The following is a 17,511-nucleotide window of genomic DNA, read 5'->3' on the forward strand; positions in this document are numbered from 1 at the left end:
GCACCGCCGAGAATCCGCCGGATAGGCTGCCCTGGTGCTGCTCAGTGACCGTGACCTTCGCAAAGAGCTCGACGCCGGCCGCGTCGTCGTCGACCCCTTCGATCCGGCGATGCTGCAGCCGTCCAGTATCGACGTGCGGCTGGACCGCTTCTTCCGGGTGTTCGACAACTCGAAGTACACCCACATCGACCCGCAGCTCCAGCAGGACGAGCTGACCTCGCTGGTGGAGAAGGAGGGCGAAGACCCCTTCGTGCTGCACCCCGGCGAGTTCGTGCTCGGCTCCACCTTCGAACTGCTCACCCTGCCGGACGACCTGGCCGGGCGGCTGGAGGGCAAGTCCTCACTCGGCCGCCTCGGCCTGCTGACGCACTCCACCGCCGGGTTCATCGACCCCGGCTTCTCCGGCCACATCACCCTCGAGCTGTCGAACGTGGCCAACCTGCCGATCACGCTCTGGCCCGGCATGAAGATCGGCCAGCTCTGCCTGTTCCGGCTGACCAGCGCCGCCGAGTTCCCCTACGGCTCCACCCAGGCCGGCTCGCGCTACCAGGGGCAGCGCGGCCCGACGCCGAGCCGCGCCTACCGGAACTTCCACCGGGTGGACACCTGGCGGTCGTGAGTGAAAAGTGTTGCCCCAGCAACACAAATCACTCACGACGCCGGTATGTCCAGCCAGCCGCCTTCGGTGAACGAGATCGTGCTCCCGAGCTGGTCCTTGTCGGCGTAGAGCAGGTCCTTGGTGTCGGCGACCAGCGCCAGCCGGTGCCCGGCCGGGAGGTCGTAGGCCTCGGCTTCCAGCGCCAGGTCGATCGGCAGCGGCTCGCCGGGCGTGACACCGGAGTAGCTGTAGGGCGCGTGCGTGATCAGCGCGCCGGCACCGAAGGCGTCGACGTCGTACAGGTACGCCACCACCGTGCCGCTGCTCGCGCTGGGGGTGGCGGTGAGGTGCACCCGCGGGGTGCCGCGAAGCCGTTGCGGCCGCGCGTTCACCGGGCCCTGCCAGACCGCGCCGGTGCCGGGCAGCACGGTGGGCAGCAGCAGCGGCGGCCGCACCCCGGTGAACTGGGCCAGCGCGTTGGACAGCACCGCCACCCCGCCGTGCGCCGGACTGTCCACACCGGACAGAACAGGCCCGCGGGCGCCGAGCGGGATCCGGTCGGCCCGCCGGGACACGCTCGCCCAGTCCGGGTAGCTCTCGGTGGCCCGTGCGCTGGTGGTCAGCTTGACCGCCGGTTCGCGTTGGATGCCGGTGTCCTGGCCGGCCAGGTAATGATCGAACCAGCGGCCGACGCTGTCCCAGACCGGGTTCGGGATGCCGAGCAGGCCGCTGATCTCCGCGGTGGCGTGATCGCCAGGGGCCAGCTCCAGCCGTTTCGGCAGGTCGAGTTTCTCGAAGAAGCCGGTCAGCTGGTTCGGGCCGAAAATGCTCTCCCCCAACGCGTTCGCAAGCAGCACGGCCGGCTTGTTGCGGTTGAGCGCGTCCAGGTAGGTGATCGGCGAACGTTCGCGGGCGAAGGCGAGTGAGCGTTCCCGGTTCTGGTCGGTGAGCGCGTCCGCGAAGAGCTGGAGCTGTTCCGGGCGCAGCCGTGCGGTGGGCAGCCCGCCGAGGCCGAGCGCGAGCAGCACCTGTGCGCGCGGGGTGCCGTTGAAGCTGAGCGTCGGCACCAGGTCGCCCCAGGTGGACAGCGAGCCGACCGCCCTGATCCGCGGATCGCGGGCGGCGCCGAGCAGGCTCAGCCCGGAGCCGAGCGAGACGCCGGACGCGCCGATCCGCGCCGGGTCGGCCGAAGTGTTCGCGATCAGCCAGTCCAGCACGGTCGAGACGTCCGCCTGGTCCTCTTCGCCGGCGATGTCGGTCTGGCCGCCGGAGTCCTGCACGCCGCGGGTCGTGTAGGAGAGCACGACGTAGCCGCGCTGGGCGAACTTCGCGGCCTGCGCCAGGTACTCGTAGTTGCCCTGCGTCCAGCTGTTGATGAACACCACCGCCGGATGCGGGCCGGGGGTGCCGGGTTCGATGACGTTGGCACCGAGCGTCACCCCGCCGGCCGCTGGTATCCGAACATAGCGGATACCAGCAGGAGTGCCGGTATCTTGCGCGCTCGCCAGCGCGGTGGTGCTGCTGCCGACGAGTGCGAGAAGTAAGGAGAGCAACAAGAAAATCCGGCTGGATCGGCGCACGGCTGAGTACCTCCCTGGTGCGGGCAACGCTGCCCGGCAACCCGAGGGAGCTTATATACGTTCAGGTATGCATGTAAATATCGAAGCCGATGCCTACCTTGGGCGGTTCCTGGTTTCACTCTTTAGTGGTAATTTTCCGCGCCGTGCCCAGCCTGAGTCGTCGCCGTCAGTCACAGCTCGTCGTACTCAGCGTGCTGGCCGGTGTCGGCCTCGCCGCCGGCGGCTATCTGGTCACCCGCCCGTCGACGACCACGCCGGTGATGGCCGTCGCGGCGGCGACCCCGGCGCCCGCCTGGGCCGCGACCCCACTCGGCTCGATGACCGGTGTCCCTGCCCTGCCCAGCCAGAGCATCCCGCCCCTCACGCCCCCGCCGGTGTCCTCATCCACCGCTCCCGCGAGCAGCACGTCCGCTCCGGTCACCTCCACCGAAAAGCCGAAGCCGAGCACCGAACCGCCGAAGCCGAAGGCCGCGTCCGCCCCGCCGTCGGCCGCCGGCGAGGTGCTCACGCTGGTCAACAAGGCCAGGGCCGAGGCGGGCTGCTCCCCGGTTTCCACCGACGCGCGGCTGGTCACCGCCGCGCAGAAGCACAGCGACGACATGGCCGCGCGCGACTACTTCTCGCACACCACCCCGGAAGGCGTCTCCTTCGCCGAGCGCATCCGCGAAGCCGGCTACGGCAAGCCCGGCGCGGAGAACATTGCGAAGGGGCAGGCCACCGCGGCGCAGGTGATGTCCTCCTGGATGAACTCGGACGGGCATCGCCGCAACATCCTGAACTGCTCCCTCGGCAAGCTCGGCGTCGGCGTCAACACCGCCGGCCGGCTGTGGACCCAGGACTTCGGCTACTGAACTGACCCTCAGTGCTCATGCGGGGCACCCGCACCCGATCGATGGGGGCATGCGCAAAAAGCCTCGCATGCCCCCATCTCAGATCGCGCTGAAATCGCCGTGCCGGCCGGCGCCCTCGGCGAACCTGCGGGCGCCGGCCAAGGTGTCCGCGGAGGCCGAGACCATGCCGTGCCGGAACTCGTTCGCGATCGCCGCGTCCTCCGCCATGCCGTCCTGTTCCAGCAGGGACAACCGGTCCTGGCGCAGGCAGGTCTGCGGGAACCTGGCCAGGTCCGCGGCCAGCTGCTCGGCCGCCTGCCGCGCCTCGCCGGGCAGCACCACCCGGTTGACCAGTCCCATCGCCAGCGCCTCCTCGGCGTTCACCGCGCGCCCGGTCAGGGTCAGGTCCATCGCGTGGCTGACGCCGATCAACCTGGGCAGCCGGACCGTGCCGCCGTCCACCAGCGGCACGCCCCAGCGGCGGCAGAACACACCGAGCACCGCGTCATCCTCGGCGATTCGGAGGTCGCACCACAGCGCCAGCTCCAGACCACCCGCCACGGCGTGCCCGGAAATGGCCGCGAGCACCGGCTTGCCCAGCTTCATCCTGGTCGGGCCCATCGGGCCGTCGCCGTCCTCGGCCAGCCGGTTGCTCCGCTCGGTGCCGAGTGCCTTGAGGTCCGCGCCGGCGCAGAACGTGCCGCCCTCACCCCACAGCACCGCGACGGCGGCGTCCGGATCGGCGTCGAACTCGCGAAACGCCGCCGCCAGCGCGGCCGCGGTGGGGCCGTCCACCGCGTTGCGCTTCTCCGGGCTGCACAGGATGACCGTGGTGACCGGGCCGTTCCGCTCCACGCGTACCGACATCTAACCCTCCTGGGTTCGCTGAGGCCGGGAACCGTAGTCCCCGAAGGGGTCGTCGCGCTCGCGGACCGCCTGCCGGAACCCGATCGCGCCGGCCCGCGCGACGAAGTCCCGGCCCTCCCTGGTGTGCCGCGCGACCCCGTCCAGGAAGGTGCCGAGCGTGCGCGACGAGGCGAAACCCATGTTCTCCACGGTCTGGTTGCACAGCAGCTTGAGCATTTCGAGCTGGTTGCCGGGCAGTTTCGCCATCCGCTTCGCCAGCGCCATGGCGTGCGCGGGCAGCTCGTCGTCCGGCACGCATTCGGCGATCAGGCCGATGTCGGCCGCGGTCCGCGCGGGAATCTCGTCGCCGGTGAGCAGGTAGCGCTTCGCTTTCTCGAAGCCCATCCGGTACACCCACATCGCGGTGGTCGGGGTGCCCCACACCCTGGCCGGCGGGTAGCCGAACACCGCGTTCTCCGCGGCCACGATCACGTCCGAGCAGAGCACCAGGTCGGTGCCACCGGCAATACACCAGCCGTGTACCGCGGCGATCGTCGGCTTAGCCGCGTACCAGAGCTTCATGTACACATCTACGAAGGACGACATCAGCCGGTAGTCCATCGCCGAGTCCCAGACCGTGTCCGAGCCGTCCTCGGCGGCCTGCATCTCGGTGGACCAGTCCAGCCCGTAGCCGGCGCAGAACGCAGGGCCGTCCGCGCGCAGCAGCATCACCCGCACTTCGGGATCGGCGTCCGCCTCGTCGACGGCCGCGGCCAGCGCATCACGAAGTTCCGGGGTGATCGTGTTGTAGCGCTCCGGCCTGGCCAGGACGATCGACCGGACCCCGTCCTCGGTCTCGGTGCGGATGGGGGTCACTGACCGGCCCCGGCCCGCTCGATGATCGCGGCGGTGTCCACCCCGGTGGGCAGCGTGCCGAAGGCGATGCCCCAGTCGCCGGCGAACCGGGACGCGCAGAACGCGTCGGCCACCGCCGGATGCCCGTGCCGCACCAGCAGCGAACCCTGCAGCACGACGGCCATCGACTCGACCACCCGGCGGGCCCGGTACTCCATGTCGGTGAAGTCGGTGAACTCCTTGCGCAGCCGCTCGACCGCGTCGTCCAGCCGGGCGTCCGCGCCGGTCGCGTGTCCCACCTCGGTGAAGAACGCCTCCACCGACTCCGGCTGCTTCGCCATGGCGCGCAAGGCATCCAGCGCGGCCACGTTGCCCGAACCCTCCCAAATGGACATCAGCGGCGCCTCCCGGTACAGCCGCGGCATCCCGGACTCTTCGACGTAACCGTTGCCGCCGAAGCATTCCAGCGCTTCGGCGGCGTGCGCCGGGGCGCGTTTGCACACCCAGTACTTCGTCACCGCCAGTCCGAGCCGGCGGAAGGCCTGCTCGGCCGGGTCGTCCTGGCGGTCGGTCGCGCCGGCCAGCCGCATGCCGACCGTGGTCGCCGCTTCGGCCTCCACCGCGAGGTCCGCCAGCACGTTCGCCATCAGCGGCTGGTCGACCAGCGGCTTGCCGAAGGCGCTGCGGTGCGTGGTGTGGTGCACCGCGCGCACCACACCGGTGCGCATCGCGGAGGCGCTGCCGAGCGCGCAGTCCAGCCTGGTGTTGTTGACCATCTCGATGATGGTCTTCACGCCGCGGCCCTCTTCGCCGACGAGCCAGCCGACCGCGTTGTCGTACTCGATCTCCGAGGACGCGTTGGACCGGTTGCCCAGCTTGTCCTTCAGGCGCTGCAGGCGGATCGGGTTGCGCGTGCCGTCCGGCAGCACCCGCGGCAGCAGGAAGCAGGACAGCCCGCCCGGCGCCTGCGCGAGGGTGAGGAACAGGTCCGACATCGGTGCCGAGGTGAACCACTTGTGCCCGACGAGCACGTAGCTGCCGTCCCCGGCGGGCCGCGCGGTGGTGGTGTTCGCGCGCACGTCCGAGCCGCCCTGCTTCTCGGTCATCGACATGCCCGCGATCAGCCCGCGCTTGGTGCTCGGCTCGCGCAGCCCGTAGTCGTACTCCTTGGCCGCCAGCAGCGGCTCGTAGACCGCCGCCAGCTCCGGGCTGTGGCGAAGCGCGGGGATCGCCGCGTAGGTCATCGAAATCGGACAGGTGTGCCCGGCATCGACCTGGCCCCAGACGAACACCTTCGCCGCGCGGGCGACATGCGCGCCGGGCCGGTTCTCGCGCCACGGCGTGCCGTGCAGCCCGTGCGACACCGCGACCTTCATCAGCTCGTGCCAGTACGGGTGGAACTCGACCTCGTCGATCCGGTGGCCGTACCGGTCGTGCGTGCGCAGCGCCGGCTTGTTCTCGTCGACCAGCCGGCCCCATTCCTGCGCCTGCTCGCCACCGGCCCGGCGGCCGAGCTCGCGCAGCTCGGGCTCGGCCCAGTCGCCACCCTCCCGGCGCAGGCCCTCCAGCAGGGCCGGGTCGTCGGCGACGTCGTAGCCGACCAGCGGCGGCACCTGGTTGGTCACTTCATGGGTGGTGGGCATCGGGACCTCCTGTGTTTCGCGGCTCGGCAGCGGGGACCTCGCGGCCGGGTCGTCCCATCGCGCGCAGGACGAAGGTGCAGAGCTCGGGGATGGCCGCGGCGTCGCCCGAGGTGAGCGGGCCGATCAGGACCTCGGCCGCGGCGCCGACGATGGCGGCGGCGGTGAGCTCGGCGTCCTGCGGCGGCAGGACACCGGTGCGCACGCCCTCGCGGATGTGCGCGGCGGCCACATCCCGGAAGGCGCGGCGGAAGACCAGCCGCTCGGCCTCGACCGGGGCGTCCACCGGTTCGGCGAGCAACGCGTACGCCAGCCGTGGTGCCTTCAACGCGCGAAGGGCGAAGGTTTCGATCACCGCGACCACTCGCTCGACTACGTCTCCTTCGCGCTGCGAAGCGAGCTCAACGGCGGCGACCTCGCGGCCGACCACCATCCGGAACAGCTCGGCGACCAGCTCGGCCTTGCCGGGGAAGTGCCGGTACACGCTGCCCACCGCGATCCCGGCGCGCTCGGCGACCGCGGACACCGAGCAGCCCGCGTAGCCGCGGTCGGCGAGCAGGGCGACCGCGGCGTCCAGCACGGCGGCGCGCTGGGCGTCCAGCCGCTCCTGGACCTTCGGGGTTCGTCGGTAGGGCACCTAAAGAGTGAATCACTGATTCATTACTTCAGGCAAGGGGCTGGATGCCGGATAGGATCCGGTGCATGCGGCTGCCCGATCGCCTGGCCAGGTTCAACCGGTATGTCACCAACCCCGTCCAGCGGCTATGGGCTGGCAGCCTGCCCGGGTTCGGCATCATCGAGCACACCGGCCGGAAGTCCGGGCGGGCGTACCGGACGCCGGTGAACGTGTTCCGGGTACCGGACGGGTTCGCGGTGCTGCTCACCTACGGCCCGGACCGCGACTGGGTGAAGAACCTGGTCGCGGCCGGCGGCGGCGCGCTGGCGCATCGCGGCCGCACCGTGCCGATCGCCGGACCGCGGGTGCTGCCGGTCGCCGAGGCGCACGAGTTCCTGCCGCCTCGCCCCTCCGCGCTGGCCCGCCGCCTGCACGTCGACTTCGTCCTGCACGTCACCACTCCCGGCAAATAGCCGGCTTTTTGCCCTTTCGCGAGAGGGCGAAAAGGCGGCTATTTGCCTGGTGGGGGGCCGTAGCGGGCAAGGACGGCGGCGCGGAGGGCGGGGTCCGTGCGCGGCACCGGCTCGATGAACACCTCGGTGACGTCGTTGAACTCCTCGTCCAGCTCGCCGGCCAGCCGCACGCAGAGCCGTTCCAGGTCGGCCGCCGACAGCGAGTCGTCGAAGTCCACTCTGGCGCACACCAGTACCCGGTCGGTGCCCATCAGCATGGTCTGCAGATCCACCACGGCCTCGATCTCCGGCGTACCGTCCAGCTTCCGCCGGATCCCGCGGACCAGCACCGGATCCGCCTGCCTGCCGATCAGCAGCCCGCGATTGGTCCGGCCGAGCAGGTAGGCCACCCCGGCCAGCAGCGTGCCGATCGCGATCGAGGCGGCGCCGTCCCAGACCGCCGAGCCGGTCAGCTGGTGCAGGCCGATGCCGGCGAACGCGAGCAGCAGCCCGGCCAGCGCGGCGGAGTCCTCGAACAGCACGGTCTTCGGCGCCGGGTCGTCGATCAGCCGGAGGTACTCCGCGATCGACTTGCCCGCGTCGGCCGAATCCCGGCGGACCTGGCGCATCGCCTGCAGCCAGGAGGTCGACTCCATCGCGAACGCCAGCGCCAGCACGATGTAGCCGACCAGCGGGCTGGACTGCTCCTTCGGCTCGCCGAAGACAGTGCTGAACCCCTCGTAGAACGCGAACATCGCGCCGGAGGCGAAGATCGAGACGGCCGCCAGCAGCGACCAGAAGTACCGTTCCTTGCCGTAGCCGAAGGGATGCACCCGGTCGGCCGGCCGATCCGAACGCCGGAGCGCGGTGAGCAGCAGCACCTCGGTGAAGGTGTCCGCCACCGAATGCGCCGCCTCGGACAGCATCGCGCCAGAGCCGGTGATCAGCCCGGCGATCAGCTTTAGCACCGCGATGGCCAGGTTCACGCCGCCGGCCAGGAGCACGGTGAGAGTGCTTTCGCCGCCGTTCTCGGTCGCCTCGCTGACTTCCCGTGCGTTCACCGGCCGATCGTAGAACCGCCGCGATCATCCGGCAGGGTGGTCAGAGCCGGTGCAGGCCGTCCAGCACCCGGCGGAGCACCTTGAACTGGGGTCGCCCGTCGGCGTCCGTGCCATTGCCGTGGATCCGCACCAGGTCCAGGTCGGCCATATCGCTGAGCAGCACCCTGGCCACCCCGAGCGGGACCGAAAGCAGCGCGGCGACCTCGGCCACCGAACGCGGAGTGGTGCACAGCGCGCGCACCGGCTGGTACTCACTGCCCAGCGCGTCGCCTTCCCAGCGGGCGTCGTCGCGGATGGACACCAGCGTCTCGATCGCCAGCTGGTGCGCGCATTTGGTGCGGCCTCGGGTGAGCACGTAGGGCCGGACGCGGGAGCGTGAGCCGGCGGGCTCCAGCATGGCCTGCACGGTCTGGAAGGCTCCGGTGGAGCCGCCCGGCGGGCGGGGCGCGGGTACCGCGGGGAACTCCTCGGTGATCGGGTCGTCCGGTTCGGAGTACCGCTCGAGCAGTTGGGTGGACGGGAACCGCGCGCCCGCGGTACGTCGGACGGCTGCCCGGTGCCGGTGTCGCAGCCGGGCGGCCGGCGGCTCGCCGGGTCGTTCGTCCATGTACGTCGCCCCCACTTGCTCAGTCCGGATGGGCCGCGGGTGCCTCCGGCGAGGGCAGTCCTTGCCGGGGCCACCTCGTAGTGTTGGGCATCAGCGGCCGGGCGTATATCCGCGATTCGGCTGAATGGTTGTGTCCTTTACCGCCTATAACGACCGGGCAAGCACCCAGACGTGTGCTGGGCCACATTTTTTCACCCCGTTCGGCGCAACGTCCGTGACACTTTCATGCGAAACCAGCCATAAGCCGCCACCGTCCGCGATGGAGACACAAAGGACGCCTTCAGTGCTATTTCGCACCGAAGGCGTCCCTCGGATCTTGCTATTTGTCCTGGTCGGACTGGGTGGTCCCGGTGGCGACCTGATCGGTCGGCAGATCGGCCTTCCCGTCAGCCACGCCGCCCTCCGCCTCGCCGCCGGCCTCCGTGCCGGTGCCCGCCGTGGACGGTCCGCTGCCGTTGGCCGATGGCGCTTGACCGCTCGGGTCCTCGTGCCCGAGCGGGGCCTCCGGCTCGGGTTCCTGGCTCACCACCCGCGCTGGCGCCTTCGGCTTGCGCTTGACCGCCGAGAGCAGCAGCTGGGCGACGTCCACCACTTCGACGTTCTCGTTCGCCCTGCCGTCGTTCTGCCGGGACGTGACCCCGTCGGTCAGCATCACCCGGCAGAACGGGCAGCCGGTGGCGATCTTCGTCGGCGCGGTGCCGAGCGCCTCGTCCACCCGCTCCACGTTGATCCGCTTGCCGATCTTCTCTTCCATCCACATCCGCGCGCCACCGGCGCCGCAGCACATGGACTGGTCGCCGTGCCGCGGCATCTCCCGCAGCGTGGCGCCGGAGGAGCCGACCAGATCGCGCGGCGCGTCGTAGACCTTGTTGTGCCGGCCCAGATAACACGGGTCGTGGTAGGTCACGTCCTCCGCGATCGGCGCGATCGGCACCAGCTGCTTCTCGCGCACCAGGCGGTTCAGCAGCTGGGTGTGGTGCACGACCTCGTAGTCGCCGCCCAGCTCCGGGTACTCGTTGGCCAGCGTGTTGAAGCAGTGCGCGCAGGTGACCACGATCTTGCGCTGCACCGGGTTCCGGTTCTCGAACACCGAGTTCAGCATCTCGACGTTCTGCTGCGCGAGCATCTGGAACAGGAACTCGTTGCCGGCGCGCCGCGCCGGGTCGCCGGTGCAGGACTCCTCCGGGCCGAGCACGGTGTAGGAGACCCCGGCCATGTGCAGCAGCTCCGCCACCGCGCGGGTGGTCTTCTTCGCCCGGTCCTCGAAGGCGCCGGCGCAGCCGACCCAGAACAGGTACTCGGTGTCGCCGAGCTCCCCGTCAAAAACCGGCACCTCGAAGTCCAAATCTTCTGTCCACTGTAGACGGTCCTTGGCGTTCTGCCCCCACGGGTTGCCCTTGTTCTCCAGGTTCTTGAACATCCCGTTCAGCTCGCTCGGGAAGTTCGACTCGATCATCACCTGGTACCGGCGCATGTCCACGATGTGGTCGACGTGCTCGATGTCCACCGGGCACTGCTCGACGCAGGCGCCGCAGGAGGTGCAGGACCACAGCACCTCCGGGTCGATCACCCCGCCCAGCTCACCGTTCTCGCCGGGGCCGCCGATCAGCGGCCGCTCGGCCTCGGCCAGCGCGAGCACGTCGATCCCGGCGTGCCGCTCCTCTTCGGTCTCGCCCTGCAGGCCGATCTCGTCGCCGGCCATGTCCTTCTTGCCGCCGGCAAGCAGGTACGGCGCCTTGGCGTAGGCGTGGTCGCGCAGCTGGGTGATCAGCAGCTTCGGCGAGAGCGGCTTGCCGGTGTTCCAGGCCGGGCACTGCGACTGGCAGCGGCCGCATTCGGTGCAGGTGGTGAAGTCCAGCCAGCCCTTCCAGCTGAAGTCCTCGATCTTGCCGGCGCCGAACACGTCCTTTTCCGGATCGGCTTCTTCGAAATCGAGCGGCTTGCCCTCGCTCATCATCGGCTTGACCTTGCCGAGTGCCACCGAGCCGTCGGCTTCGCGCTTGAAGTAGATGTTGAAGAATGCGCTGAACCGGTGCCAGGCCACCCCCATGGTCATCTTCTTGGAAATGACAAAAAGCCAGATGGTGGCGCTCATCAGCTTGATAAAAGCGAAAACCGAAACCAGATCCGGGCTGGCCGGCAGCAGCTCGCCGAGCGGGTTGGACACGATCGCCGCCCACAGCGGGGTCTCGTGCACGCCGAGCGCGGCCTTGCCGGCGCGCACCCCCAGGATGCCGATGCCCTCGATCAGCACCACGGCCTCGATGAAGTACGCCCAGCGGAAGTTCGAGCCCTGGAACCGGGACTGCCGGTCCGCCCGGCGCGGGTGGTTCAGCTGCCGGATCACGATCAGCGCCAGGATGCCGACCACGGTGCCGATCCCGAGCAGCTCCATCAGCAGCTGGAACAGCGACCAGTCGTCCAGGATCGGCCAGCCCCAGGTCGGCACGAACACCTCGCCGTATGCCTCGAACAGGGCCAGCGAGCCGATCAGGAAGCCCCACATGACCACCCAGTGCGCGGGTGCGACGCGGCGGTCTTTCATCATCCGGGTGTGCGCCACGAACTCTTCGCCCAGCGTGAACATGCGCCGGAAGAAGGGACCGTTGCGAGTGCCGTCCGGCTGGCCCAGCCGGACAATGCGGACAAACTTGGCAATGGTCACGCCGAACATGGTCCAGGCGACGATGCCAAGCACGACCGCGATCCCGCCGAGCGTGATCTGTACAGCGCCCATGTTCGGGAGCCTTTCGTCCGGATGTGGTGGTTGGTGGGGAGCCTAACGCTTCTTACTGATGAGTAACCGATCAGCGCGGGCTAAGTCCCACCGATGTGGTGTACAACTCGCCAGGTATTGGGACGATGGTTCTGTTAGTTTGGCGAGATGCGTGCGGGGCAGAGCGGGTGAAGACCCAGCCGGACGGGCGCAAGGCCCGAGGTGAGCGGCGGCGTGCCGAGCTGATCGAGGCCGCCCTGCGGGTGATCGAGCGCGACGGGGTCACCGGGGTCACCCATCGCACGGTCGCCGCCGAAGCCGGGGTGCCGACGACCTCGACCACCTATCACTTCGCCAGCCTCGACGACCTGCTGCTGGCCACCCTGATCAGCTGCGCGCGGGACATGGCCACCGAGGTCTACTGGATGATCGACCGGGCCCGTTCCCGCGGCAGCCGCGGCGCCGAGGAGGTCGCCGCGCTGCTCGCCGAGGCGCTCGGCCCACGCCGCGGCCGGACCATGGCCGAGTACGAGCTGTACCTGCTCGCGGCGCGGCGCCCGGAGCTGCGGCCGGCCGCGCGGCGCTGGCTGGACGTGCTGACCTCGATGGTCCGGCACGACGACGAGGTGGCCTTCCGGGTCTTCCTCGCCGGTATCGACGGCCTACTCGTGCAGGGCCTGATCGACGACGAGCCGCCGAGCGCCGAAGAGCTGCGCCCCGTCGTCGACTACCTGCTCAAGCCGCACTGACTCCTCGTCAGCCCTTGTTCTCGTAGACGCCGGTGAGGGTGGCGCGGGCCAGGGTGTGGCTGAACAGGTTGAAACCGAGGAACGCCGGGGTGCCGTCGGAGATGCCGAGCGACTCCACGTCCACCGCGTGCACCACGAAGAGGTACCGGTGCGGGCCGTGTCCGGGCGGCGGTGCGGCGCCGAGGAACCGCCGCACCCCGCCGTCGTTGCTCAAGGTGATCGCGGAGTCCGGCAGTCCGGAACCGTCACCGGCGCCGGTGGCCAGCTCGGTGACCGAGGCGGGCAGGTCGAACACCGCCCAGTGCCAGAACCCGCTGGCGGTCGGCGCGTCCGGGTCGAAGCAGGTGACCGCGAAGCTCTTGGTCTCGGCGGGAAAGCCCGACCAGGCCAGGTGCGGTGAGACGTCCTCGCCGCCCGGTACGCCGAACAGCCCGCTCAGCTGCGGCGCGGCCAGCGTCTGGCCGTCGGAGAGGTCGTCGCTGCGCACGGTGAAACTGGGCACCGAAGGCAGGAAGTCGTACGGGTTGGGTGGCTGGGCCATGCTTCCTCCAGTTCAGGCGGATCACTCGCGGGGCCAAGGCTAGAGCCTGGTGTGCCCGGCCGGAGGTAGGGGAAGCCTCAGGGGCGATTCGGGGGTTCACCCCGATGTCGCCGGAGGACGGACCCCTTAGCGTCATGCCAGGTAGAAACCTGCTTGGGGAGGACGCAATGGCACGCCCTGGACTGGCCATCGGGGGACTCGTGATGATCGGTGCGGGCGTGGTGATGGGGCTCGGCTGGTGGTGGCCCTCGAAATCGGATGCCACCGCCAACCTCGACCAGCCGATCCGCGTCGTGGAGATCGCCAACGACAGCGGGGACGTGTCGGTCCGCGCCGGCGACGTCCCGCAGACCACCGTGCGGCAGCGCTTCGACTTCAACTGGAGCAAGCCGGGCGACAGCTTCCGGGTGGACGGGGACCGGCTGGTGCTCGGCGACTGCGGCCGGATGTGCACTGTGGACTACGAGATCGTGGTGCCGCGCGGTGCCGCCGTGACCGGCAACGGCGACTCGGGGGACGTCAACCTGGAGGGCGTGGCCCGTGCCGACGTGCAGACCGACTCCGGTTCGGTGCACGTGCGGGACGTGGCGGGGCCGGTGCAGGTACAGGCCGACTCCGGGGACGTCACGCTGAGCGCGATCGGCCAGGACGCCACCGTGCGGACCGACTCGGGCGCGGTCAGCGGGGAAGGGCTGCGCGGCCGGGTGAACGTGGAGGCCGGTTCGGGGGACATCGCGCTCCGGCTCGACGTGCCGCAGGACGTCAAGGCGCGGGCGGACAACGGGGAGATCGCGCTGACCGTGCCGCGCGGCAGCTACCGAGTGCAGGGCGATTCGGACTCCGGGGATCGCAACATCAACGTCACGGTCGACGGTGCCGCCGCGCACCTGCTCGACCTGAACACCGACAGCGGCGACGTCAGCGTCACCGCTTCCTAAGGGAGAAGAACGAACAACCATGGGGAAAAAGGAACTCCGGGTCTTTGGTGGCCTGGTGCTCGGTGCGCTGAGCGCGCTCACCATCACCGCTTGCTCCGACTTCGGCCCGGCCGAGCACCTCTCGGACGGCAGGCCGGTGCCCGAGCCGATCAGCGACGTCCGGTTCGACGTTGCCGCCGGTGAGGTGCGGATCAGGGTCGAGCCCGGTGCGCCGGTGTCGTTCCGGCGGGAGATCGACTACCACGGCAACCGGCCGGGCAGCACGCACCGGATCGAGGGCCGCTCGCTGGTGCTGGCCGGCTGCGGCGCGGACTGCTCGGTGGACTACCAGCTGGTGCTGCCGGAGCGGATGCCGGTCGTCGGGCTGACGTCCTCCGGCCTGGTGGACGTCAGCGGCGCGGCCAGCGTGGACCTGCAGACCTCATCCGGGCGGGTGAACCTGCGGGACGTGGCTGGCCCGGCGAAGGTCGAGGCGAAGTCCGGCGACGTCGATCTGACCATGGGCCAGCCGGCGGGGGTGACCGTGCGGTCGGACTCCGGCACGGTGGTGCTCGCGGTGCCGCAGGGGCCGTACCGGGTGAGCACCGAGGTGGACTCGGGTAAGTCCGACGTGTCGATACCGAGCGACCCGGCCGCGCCGAACCTGCTCGACGTGCGCAGCAAGTCAGGCGACGTCACGATCCGCCCGGCTTGATCGAACGGGCCGGGAACAACTCCGCGAACCGGCTCGTTAGGAGATACAGAAGGTTGAGTCCAGCCCACTCAAGTCTGGTTTGACGAGCGGGCGGGCGACCAGATAGAACCTGAGTGAGTCCTGCTCAAGGCAGGCGAGACTCTGCAGTTCAAAGGCATGTAAATCAGGAGGGAACACATCATGGCGCGAGCGGTCGGCATCGACCTCGGCACGACCAACTCGGTCGTCGCCGTCCTGGAGGGCGGCGAGCCGACGGTCATCGCCAACTCGGAAGGCTCCCGGACCACTCCGTCCGTAGTCGCCTTCGCCAAGAACGGCGAAGTGCTGACCGGGCAGCCGGCGAAGAACCAGGCCGTCACCAACGTGGACCGGACGATCCGTTCCGTGAAGCGGCACGTGGGCACGGACTGGAAGACCGAGATCGATGGCAAGTCCTACACGTCGCAGGAGATCAGTGCCCGCGTGCTGATGAAGCTGAAGCGGGACGCGGAGTCCTACCTCGGCGAGGAGATCACCGACGCGGTGATCACCGTGCCGGCGTACTTCGAGGACGCTCAGCGGCAGGCCACCAAGGAAGCGGGCCAGATCGCCGGCCTGAACGTGCTGCGCATCGTCAACGAGCCGACCTCGGCCGCGCTGGCCTACGGGCTGGACAAGGGTGAGAAGGAACAGACCATCCTGGTCTTCGACCTCGGTGGCGGCACCTTCGACGTCTCGCTGCTCGAGCTCGGCGAAGGCGTGGTCGAGGTGCGGGCCACCAGCGGTGACAACCACCTCGGTGGCGACGACTGGGACGAGCGCATCGTCAAGTGGCTGGTGGACAAGTTCAAGGCGTCCAACGGGATCGACCTGACCAAGGACAAGATGGCGCTGCAGCGCATCCGTGAGGCCGCGGAGAAGGCGAAGATCGAGCTGTCCAGCTCGAACAGCGCCAACCTCAACCTGCCCTACATCACCCAGGACGCGGACAAGAACCCGCTGTTCCTGGACGAGACGCTGTCCCGCGCGGAGTTCCAGAAGATCACCTCCGACCTGCTGGACCGCACCAAGGCCCCGTTCAACAACGTGATCCGCGACGCGGGCATCTCGGTCGGCGACATCGACCACGTGGTGCTCGTCGGTGGTTCCACCCGGATGCCGGCGGTGTTCGACCTGGTCAAGGAGCTGACCGGCGGCCGCGAGCCGAACAAGGGCGTGAACCCGGACGAGGTCGTCGCGGTCGGTGCGGCGCTGCAGGCCGGCGTGCTCAAGGGCGAGGTCAAGGACGTCCTGCTGCTGGACGTCACCCCGCTGTCGCTGGGCATCGAGACCAAGGGCGGCGTGTTCACCAAGCTGATCGAGCGCAACACCACGATCCCGACCAAGCGTTCGGAGATCTTCTCCACCGCGGACGACAACCAGCCGTCGGTGCAGATCCAGGTGTTCCAGGGTGAGCGCGAGATCGCGGCGCACAACAAGAAGCTCGGCATGTTCGAGCTGACCGGGCTGCCGCCGGCCCCCCGTGGCGTGCCGCAGATCGAGGTCACCTTCGACATCGACGCCAACGGCATCGTGCACGTGACCGCGAAGGACCTCGGCACGAACAAGGAGCAGTCGATGACGATCACCGGCGGCTCCGCGCTGCCGAAGGACGACATCGAGCGGATGGTCAAGGACGCCGAGGCGCACGCCGAGGAGGACAAGGCCCGCCGCGAGGAGGCGGAGACCCGCAACCAGGCGGAGACGCTGGTCTACCAGACCGAGAAGTTCGTCAAGGACAACGAGGACAAGCTGCCGGACGAGCTCAAGGGCAAGGTCAAGACCGCGATCGACGAGGCCAACGAGGCGCTCAAGGGCACCGACAGCACCAAGATCCGCGAGTCCATCGAGAAGCTGAACACCGCTTCGCAGGAGCTGGGCACCGCGCTTTACGCGAACACCGGTGCGCAGGCCGGCGCCGAGGGTGCCGGGGACGCCGGTGCCGCAGGTGCCGCTGAGGACAGCGGGTCTTCGGCCAAGGCCGACGACGTTGTCGACGCGGAGATCGTGGACGAGTCCGAAAGCGGCAAGGACGGCAAGAAGTGAGCGAACACTACGACGGAAGCGAAGGGCGCCATCAGCAGAGCCCGGAGGAGCCGGTAGTGGTACGTGATCGCCGCAAGATCGACCCGGAGACGGGGCAGCTGCGCCGGCAGCCCGCCCCGGCTCCGGCCGACCAAGCGCCGGCCCCGGCCGGCCCCGGCCTCGGCGAGTCCATTGTGGACGACTCGGTGTCGGCGCAGTCCGACGTCGAGCGGCAGCTCGCCGAGCGCACCGCGGATCTGCAGCGGTTGCAGGCGGAGTACGCCAACTACCGCAAGCGGGTCGAGCGGGACCGGGAGGCCGTCGGGCAGGCCGGCAAGGCGTCCGTGGTGGGCGACCTGTTGCCGCTGCTCGACGATCTGGAGCGGGCCGAGCAGCACGGTGACCTCGTCGGCGCCTTCAAGGCGGTGGCCGACAAGCTGGTCGCCGGGTTGCAGCGGGCCGGCCTGGAGTCGTTCGGGGTCGAGGGCGAGCCCTTCGACCCCAGCGTGCACGAGGCCGTGCAGCACAACACCTCGCCCGAGGTGGCGGGCCCCACGGTGACCGTGGTGATGCGCCGCGGCTACCGCTTCGGGGACCGGGTGCTGCGCGCGGCGCTGGTCGGAGTGACCGATCACGAGCCGGGTGCCGAGCAGGTCGCCGAGCCGGTGGACCCGCCGGTCGGCGGCGAGCTGCCGATCGACGCCGAGTTCGTTGATGAAAAACCGCAGCAATAACACGAGGGTGG

Annotated in this window: 17 protein-coding genes; 8 read left to right on the top strand and 9 right to left on the bottom strand. The window is 69.6% G+C overall.

Features of this window, described 5'->3' with window-relative positions; all coding sequences use genetic code 11:
* Positions 1–34 precede the first annotated feature (34 nt).
* Positions 35–619, top strand: coding sequence for a dCTP deaminase (gene dcd, locus AMYNI_RS0117195; RefSeq protein ID WP_020669262.1), 585 nt, complete (start codon positions 35–37; stop codon positions 617–619).
* 32 nt (positions 620–651) lie between these two features.
* On the opposite strand, the gene AMYNI_RS0117200 is transcribed toward dcd, so the two are convergent.
* Positions 652–2,178: a CocE/NonD family hydrolase gene (locus AMYNI_RS0117200; protein WP_026360569.1), complete on the bottom strand. Its 1,527-nt coding sequence runs from the start codon at positions 2,176–2,178 to the stop codon at positions 652–654.
* Positions 2,179–2,369: 191 nt separating this feature from the next.
* Here AMYNI_RS0117200 and AMYNI_RS0117205 point away from each other — a divergent pair, with 191 nt between their 5' ends.
* Positions 2,370–3,029, top strand: a complete 660-nt coding sequence (locus tag AMYNI_RS0117205) for a CAP domain-containing protein (RefSeq protein WP_020669264.1) — start codon at positions 2,370–2,372, stop codon at positions 3,027–3,029.
* A gap of 78 nt (positions 3,030–3,107) precedes the next feature.
* Here the strand turns inward: AMYNI_RS0117205 and AMYNI_RS0117210 are convergent, their stop codons facing one another.
* The 4 genes from AMYNI_RS0117210 to AMYNI_RS0117225 are packed head-to-tail and all read right to left on the bottom strand — an operon-like array spanning position 3,108 to position 6,986.
* Entirely contained in the window at positions 3,108–3,875 is a 768-nt protein-coding gene (locus AMYNI_RS0117210) for a crotonase/enoyl-CoA hydratase family protein (RefSeq protein ID WP_020669265.1), read from the bottom strand.
* Positions 3,876–4,730 carry a crotonase/enoyl-CoA hydratase family protein gene (locus AMYNI_RS0117215; protein ID WP_020669266.1) on the bottom strand — a complete coding sequence of 285 codons (855 nt, stop codon included), beginning with the start codon at positions 4,728–4,730 and terminating at the stop codon, positions 3,876–3,878. It lies immediately after the preceding gene.
* Positions 4,727–6,352 (bottom strand): acyl-CoA dehydrogenase family protein, encoded by a 1,626-nt coding sequence (locus tag AMYNI_RS50135; protein WP_020669267.1) that lies wholly within the window; start codon positions 6,350–6,352, stop codon positions 4,727–4,729. The genes AMYNI_RS0117215 and AMYNI_RS50135 overlap by 4 nt, the downstream gene beginning before the upstream one ends.
* Positions 6,336–6,986: a TetR/AcrR family transcriptional regulator gene (locus AMYNI_RS0117225; protein ID WP_020669268.1), complete on the bottom strand. Its 651-nt coding sequence runs from the start codon at positions 6,984–6,986 to the stop codon at positions 6,336–6,338. Before AMYNI_RS0117225 ends, AMYNI_RS50135 begins: the two co-directional genes overlap by 17 nt.
* 65 nt (positions 6,987–7,051) lie before the next feature.
* Here AMYNI_RS0117225 and AMYNI_RS0117230 point away from each other — a divergent pair, with 65 nt between their 5' ends.
* On the top strand, positions 7,052–7,438 hold the full coding sequence (locus AMYNI_RS0117230; protein ID WP_020669269.1) for a nitroreductase family deazaflavin-dependent oxidoreductase: 387 nt from the start codon (positions 7,052–7,054) through the stop codon (positions 7,436–7,438).
* 38 nt (positions 7,439–7,476) lie between these two features.
* Here AMYNI_RS0117230 and AMYNI_RS0117235 read toward each other — a convergent pair whose 3' ends face one another.
* The 3 genes from AMYNI_RS0117235 to AMYNI_RS0117245 all read right to left on the bottom strand — a co-directional run bounded on the left by AMYNI_RS0117235 (position 7,477) and on the right by AMYNI_RS0117245 (position 11,822).
* Positions 7,477–8,478, bottom strand: a complete 1,002-nt coding sequence (locus tag AMYNI_RS0117235; RefSeq protein ID WP_020669270.1) for a cation diffusion facilitator family transporter — start codon at positions 8,476–8,478, stop codon at positions 7,477–7,479.
* Between the two features lie 40 nt (positions 8,479–8,518).
* On the bottom strand, positions 8,519–9,085 hold the full coding sequence (locus tag AMYNI_RS50140) for a DUF742 domain-containing protein (RefSeq protein ID WP_020669271.1): 567 nt from the start codon (positions 9,083–9,085) through the stop codon (positions 8,519–8,521).
* A gap of 319 nt (positions 9,086–9,404) precedes the next feature.
* Positions 9,405–11,822, bottom strand: a complete 2,418-nt coding sequence (locus AMYNI_RS0117245) for a (Fe-S)-binding protein (RefSeq protein WP_020669272.1) — start codon at positions 11,820–11,822, stop codon at positions 9,405–9,407.
* Positions 11,823–11,947: 125 nt separating this feature from the next.
* On the opposite strand from AMYNI_RS0117245, the gene AMYNI_RS0117250 reads away from it, so the two are divergent.
* Positions 11,948–12,550 (top strand): TetR/AcrR family transcriptional regulator, encoded by a 603-nt coding sequence (locus AMYNI_RS0117250; RefSeq protein ID WP_157357389.1) that lies wholly within the window; start codon positions 11,948–11,950, stop codon positions 12,548–12,550.
* A gap of 7 nt (positions 12,551–12,557) precedes the next feature.
* Here the strand turns inward: AMYNI_RS0117250 and AMYNI_RS0117255 are convergent, their stop codons facing one another.
* Positions 12,558–13,091 carry a YbhB/YbcL family Raf kinase inhibitor-like protein gene (locus AMYNI_RS0117255; protein ID WP_020669274.1) on the bottom strand — a complete coding sequence of 178 codons (534 nt, stop codon included), beginning with the start codon at positions 13,089–13,091 and terminating at the stop codon, positions 12,558–12,560.
* 167 nt (positions 13,092–13,258) lie between these two features.
* On the opposite strand from AMYNI_RS0117255, the gene AMYNI_RS0117260 reads away from it, so the two are divergent.
* The 4 genes from AMYNI_RS0117260 to grpE all read left to right on the top strand — a co-directional run bounded on the left by AMYNI_RS0117260 (position 13,259) and on the right by grpE (position 17,500).
* Positions 13,259–14,029, top strand: coding sequence for a DUF4097 family beta strand repeat-containing protein (locus AMYNI_RS0117260; RefSeq protein WP_026360571.1), 771 nt, complete (start codon positions 13,259–13,261; stop codon positions 14,027–14,029).
* A 19-nt stretch (positions 14,030–14,048) separates the two neighbouring features.
* On the top strand, positions 14,049–14,723 hold the full coding sequence (locus AMYNI_RS0117265; protein WP_020669276.1) for a DUF4097 family beta strand repeat-containing protein: 675 nt from the start codon (positions 14,049–14,051) through the stop codon (positions 14,721–14,723).
* 180 nt (positions 14,724–14,903) lie between these two features.
* A complete protein-coding gene (gene dnaK / locus AMYNI_RS0117270; protein ID WP_020669277.1) occupies positions 14,904–16,787 on the top strand; it encodes a molecular chaperone DnaK in 1,884 nt (627 codons plus the stop codon).
* A complete protein-coding gene (gene grpE / locus AMYNI_RS0117275; RefSeq protein WP_020669278.1) occupies positions 16,784–17,500 on the top strand; it encodes a nucleotide exchange factor GrpE in 717 nt (238 codons plus the stop codon). The genes dnaK and grpE overlap by 4 nt, the downstream gene beginning before the upstream one ends.
* The last annotated feature ends 11 nt before the right edge of the window (positions 17,501–17,511 follow it).

The sequence above is a fragment of the Amycolatopsis nigrescens CSC17Ta-90 genome, from assembly GCF_000384315.1.
Lineage (GTDB): Bacteria > Actinomycetota > Actinomycetes > Mycobacteriales > Pseudonocardiaceae > Amycolatopsis > Amycolatopsis nigrescens.

Coding starts and splice junctions, on each gene's coding strand:
- AMYNI_RS0117250 (WP_157357389.1), top strand. CDS start 11,948: ATGGTTCTGTTAGTTTGGCGAGATGCGTGCGGGGCAGAGCGGGTGAAG.
- AMYNI_RS0117260 (WP_026360571.1), top strand. CDS start 13,259: ATGGCACGCCCTGGACTGGCCATCGGGGGACTCGTGATGATCGGTGCG.
- AMYNI_RS0117245 (WP_020669272.1), bottom strand. CDS start 11,822: ATGGGCGCTGTACAGATCACGCTCGGCGGGATCGCGGTCGTGCTTGGC.
- dnaK (WP_020669277.1), top strand. CDS start 14,904: ATGGCGCGAGCGGTCGGCATCGACCTCGGCACGACCAACTCGGTCGTC.
- AMYNI_RS50140 (WP_020669271.1), bottom strand. CDS start 9,085: ATGGACGAACGACCCGGCGAGCCGCCGGCCGCCCGGCTGCGACACCGG.
- AMYNI_RS50135 (WP_020669267.1), bottom strand. CDS start 6,352: ATGCCCACCACCCATGAAGTGACCAACCAGGTGCCGCCGCTGGTCGGC.
- AMYNI_RS0117230 (WP_020669269.1), top strand. CDS start 7,052: ATGCGGCTGCCCGATCGCCTGGCCAGGTTCAACCGGTATGTCACCAAC.
- AMYNI_RS0117265 (WP_020669276.1), top strand. CDS start 14,049: ATGGGGAAAAAGGAACTCCGGGTCTTTGGTGGCCTGGTGCTCGGTGCG.
- AMYNI_RS0117210 (WP_020669265.1), bottom strand. CDS start 3,875: ATGTCGGTACGCGTGGAGCGGAACGGCCCGGTCACCACGGTCATCCTG.
- AMYNI_RS0117255 (WP_020669274.1), bottom strand. CDS start 13,091: ATGGCCCAGCCACCCAACCCGTACGACTTCCTGCCTTCGGTGCCCAGT.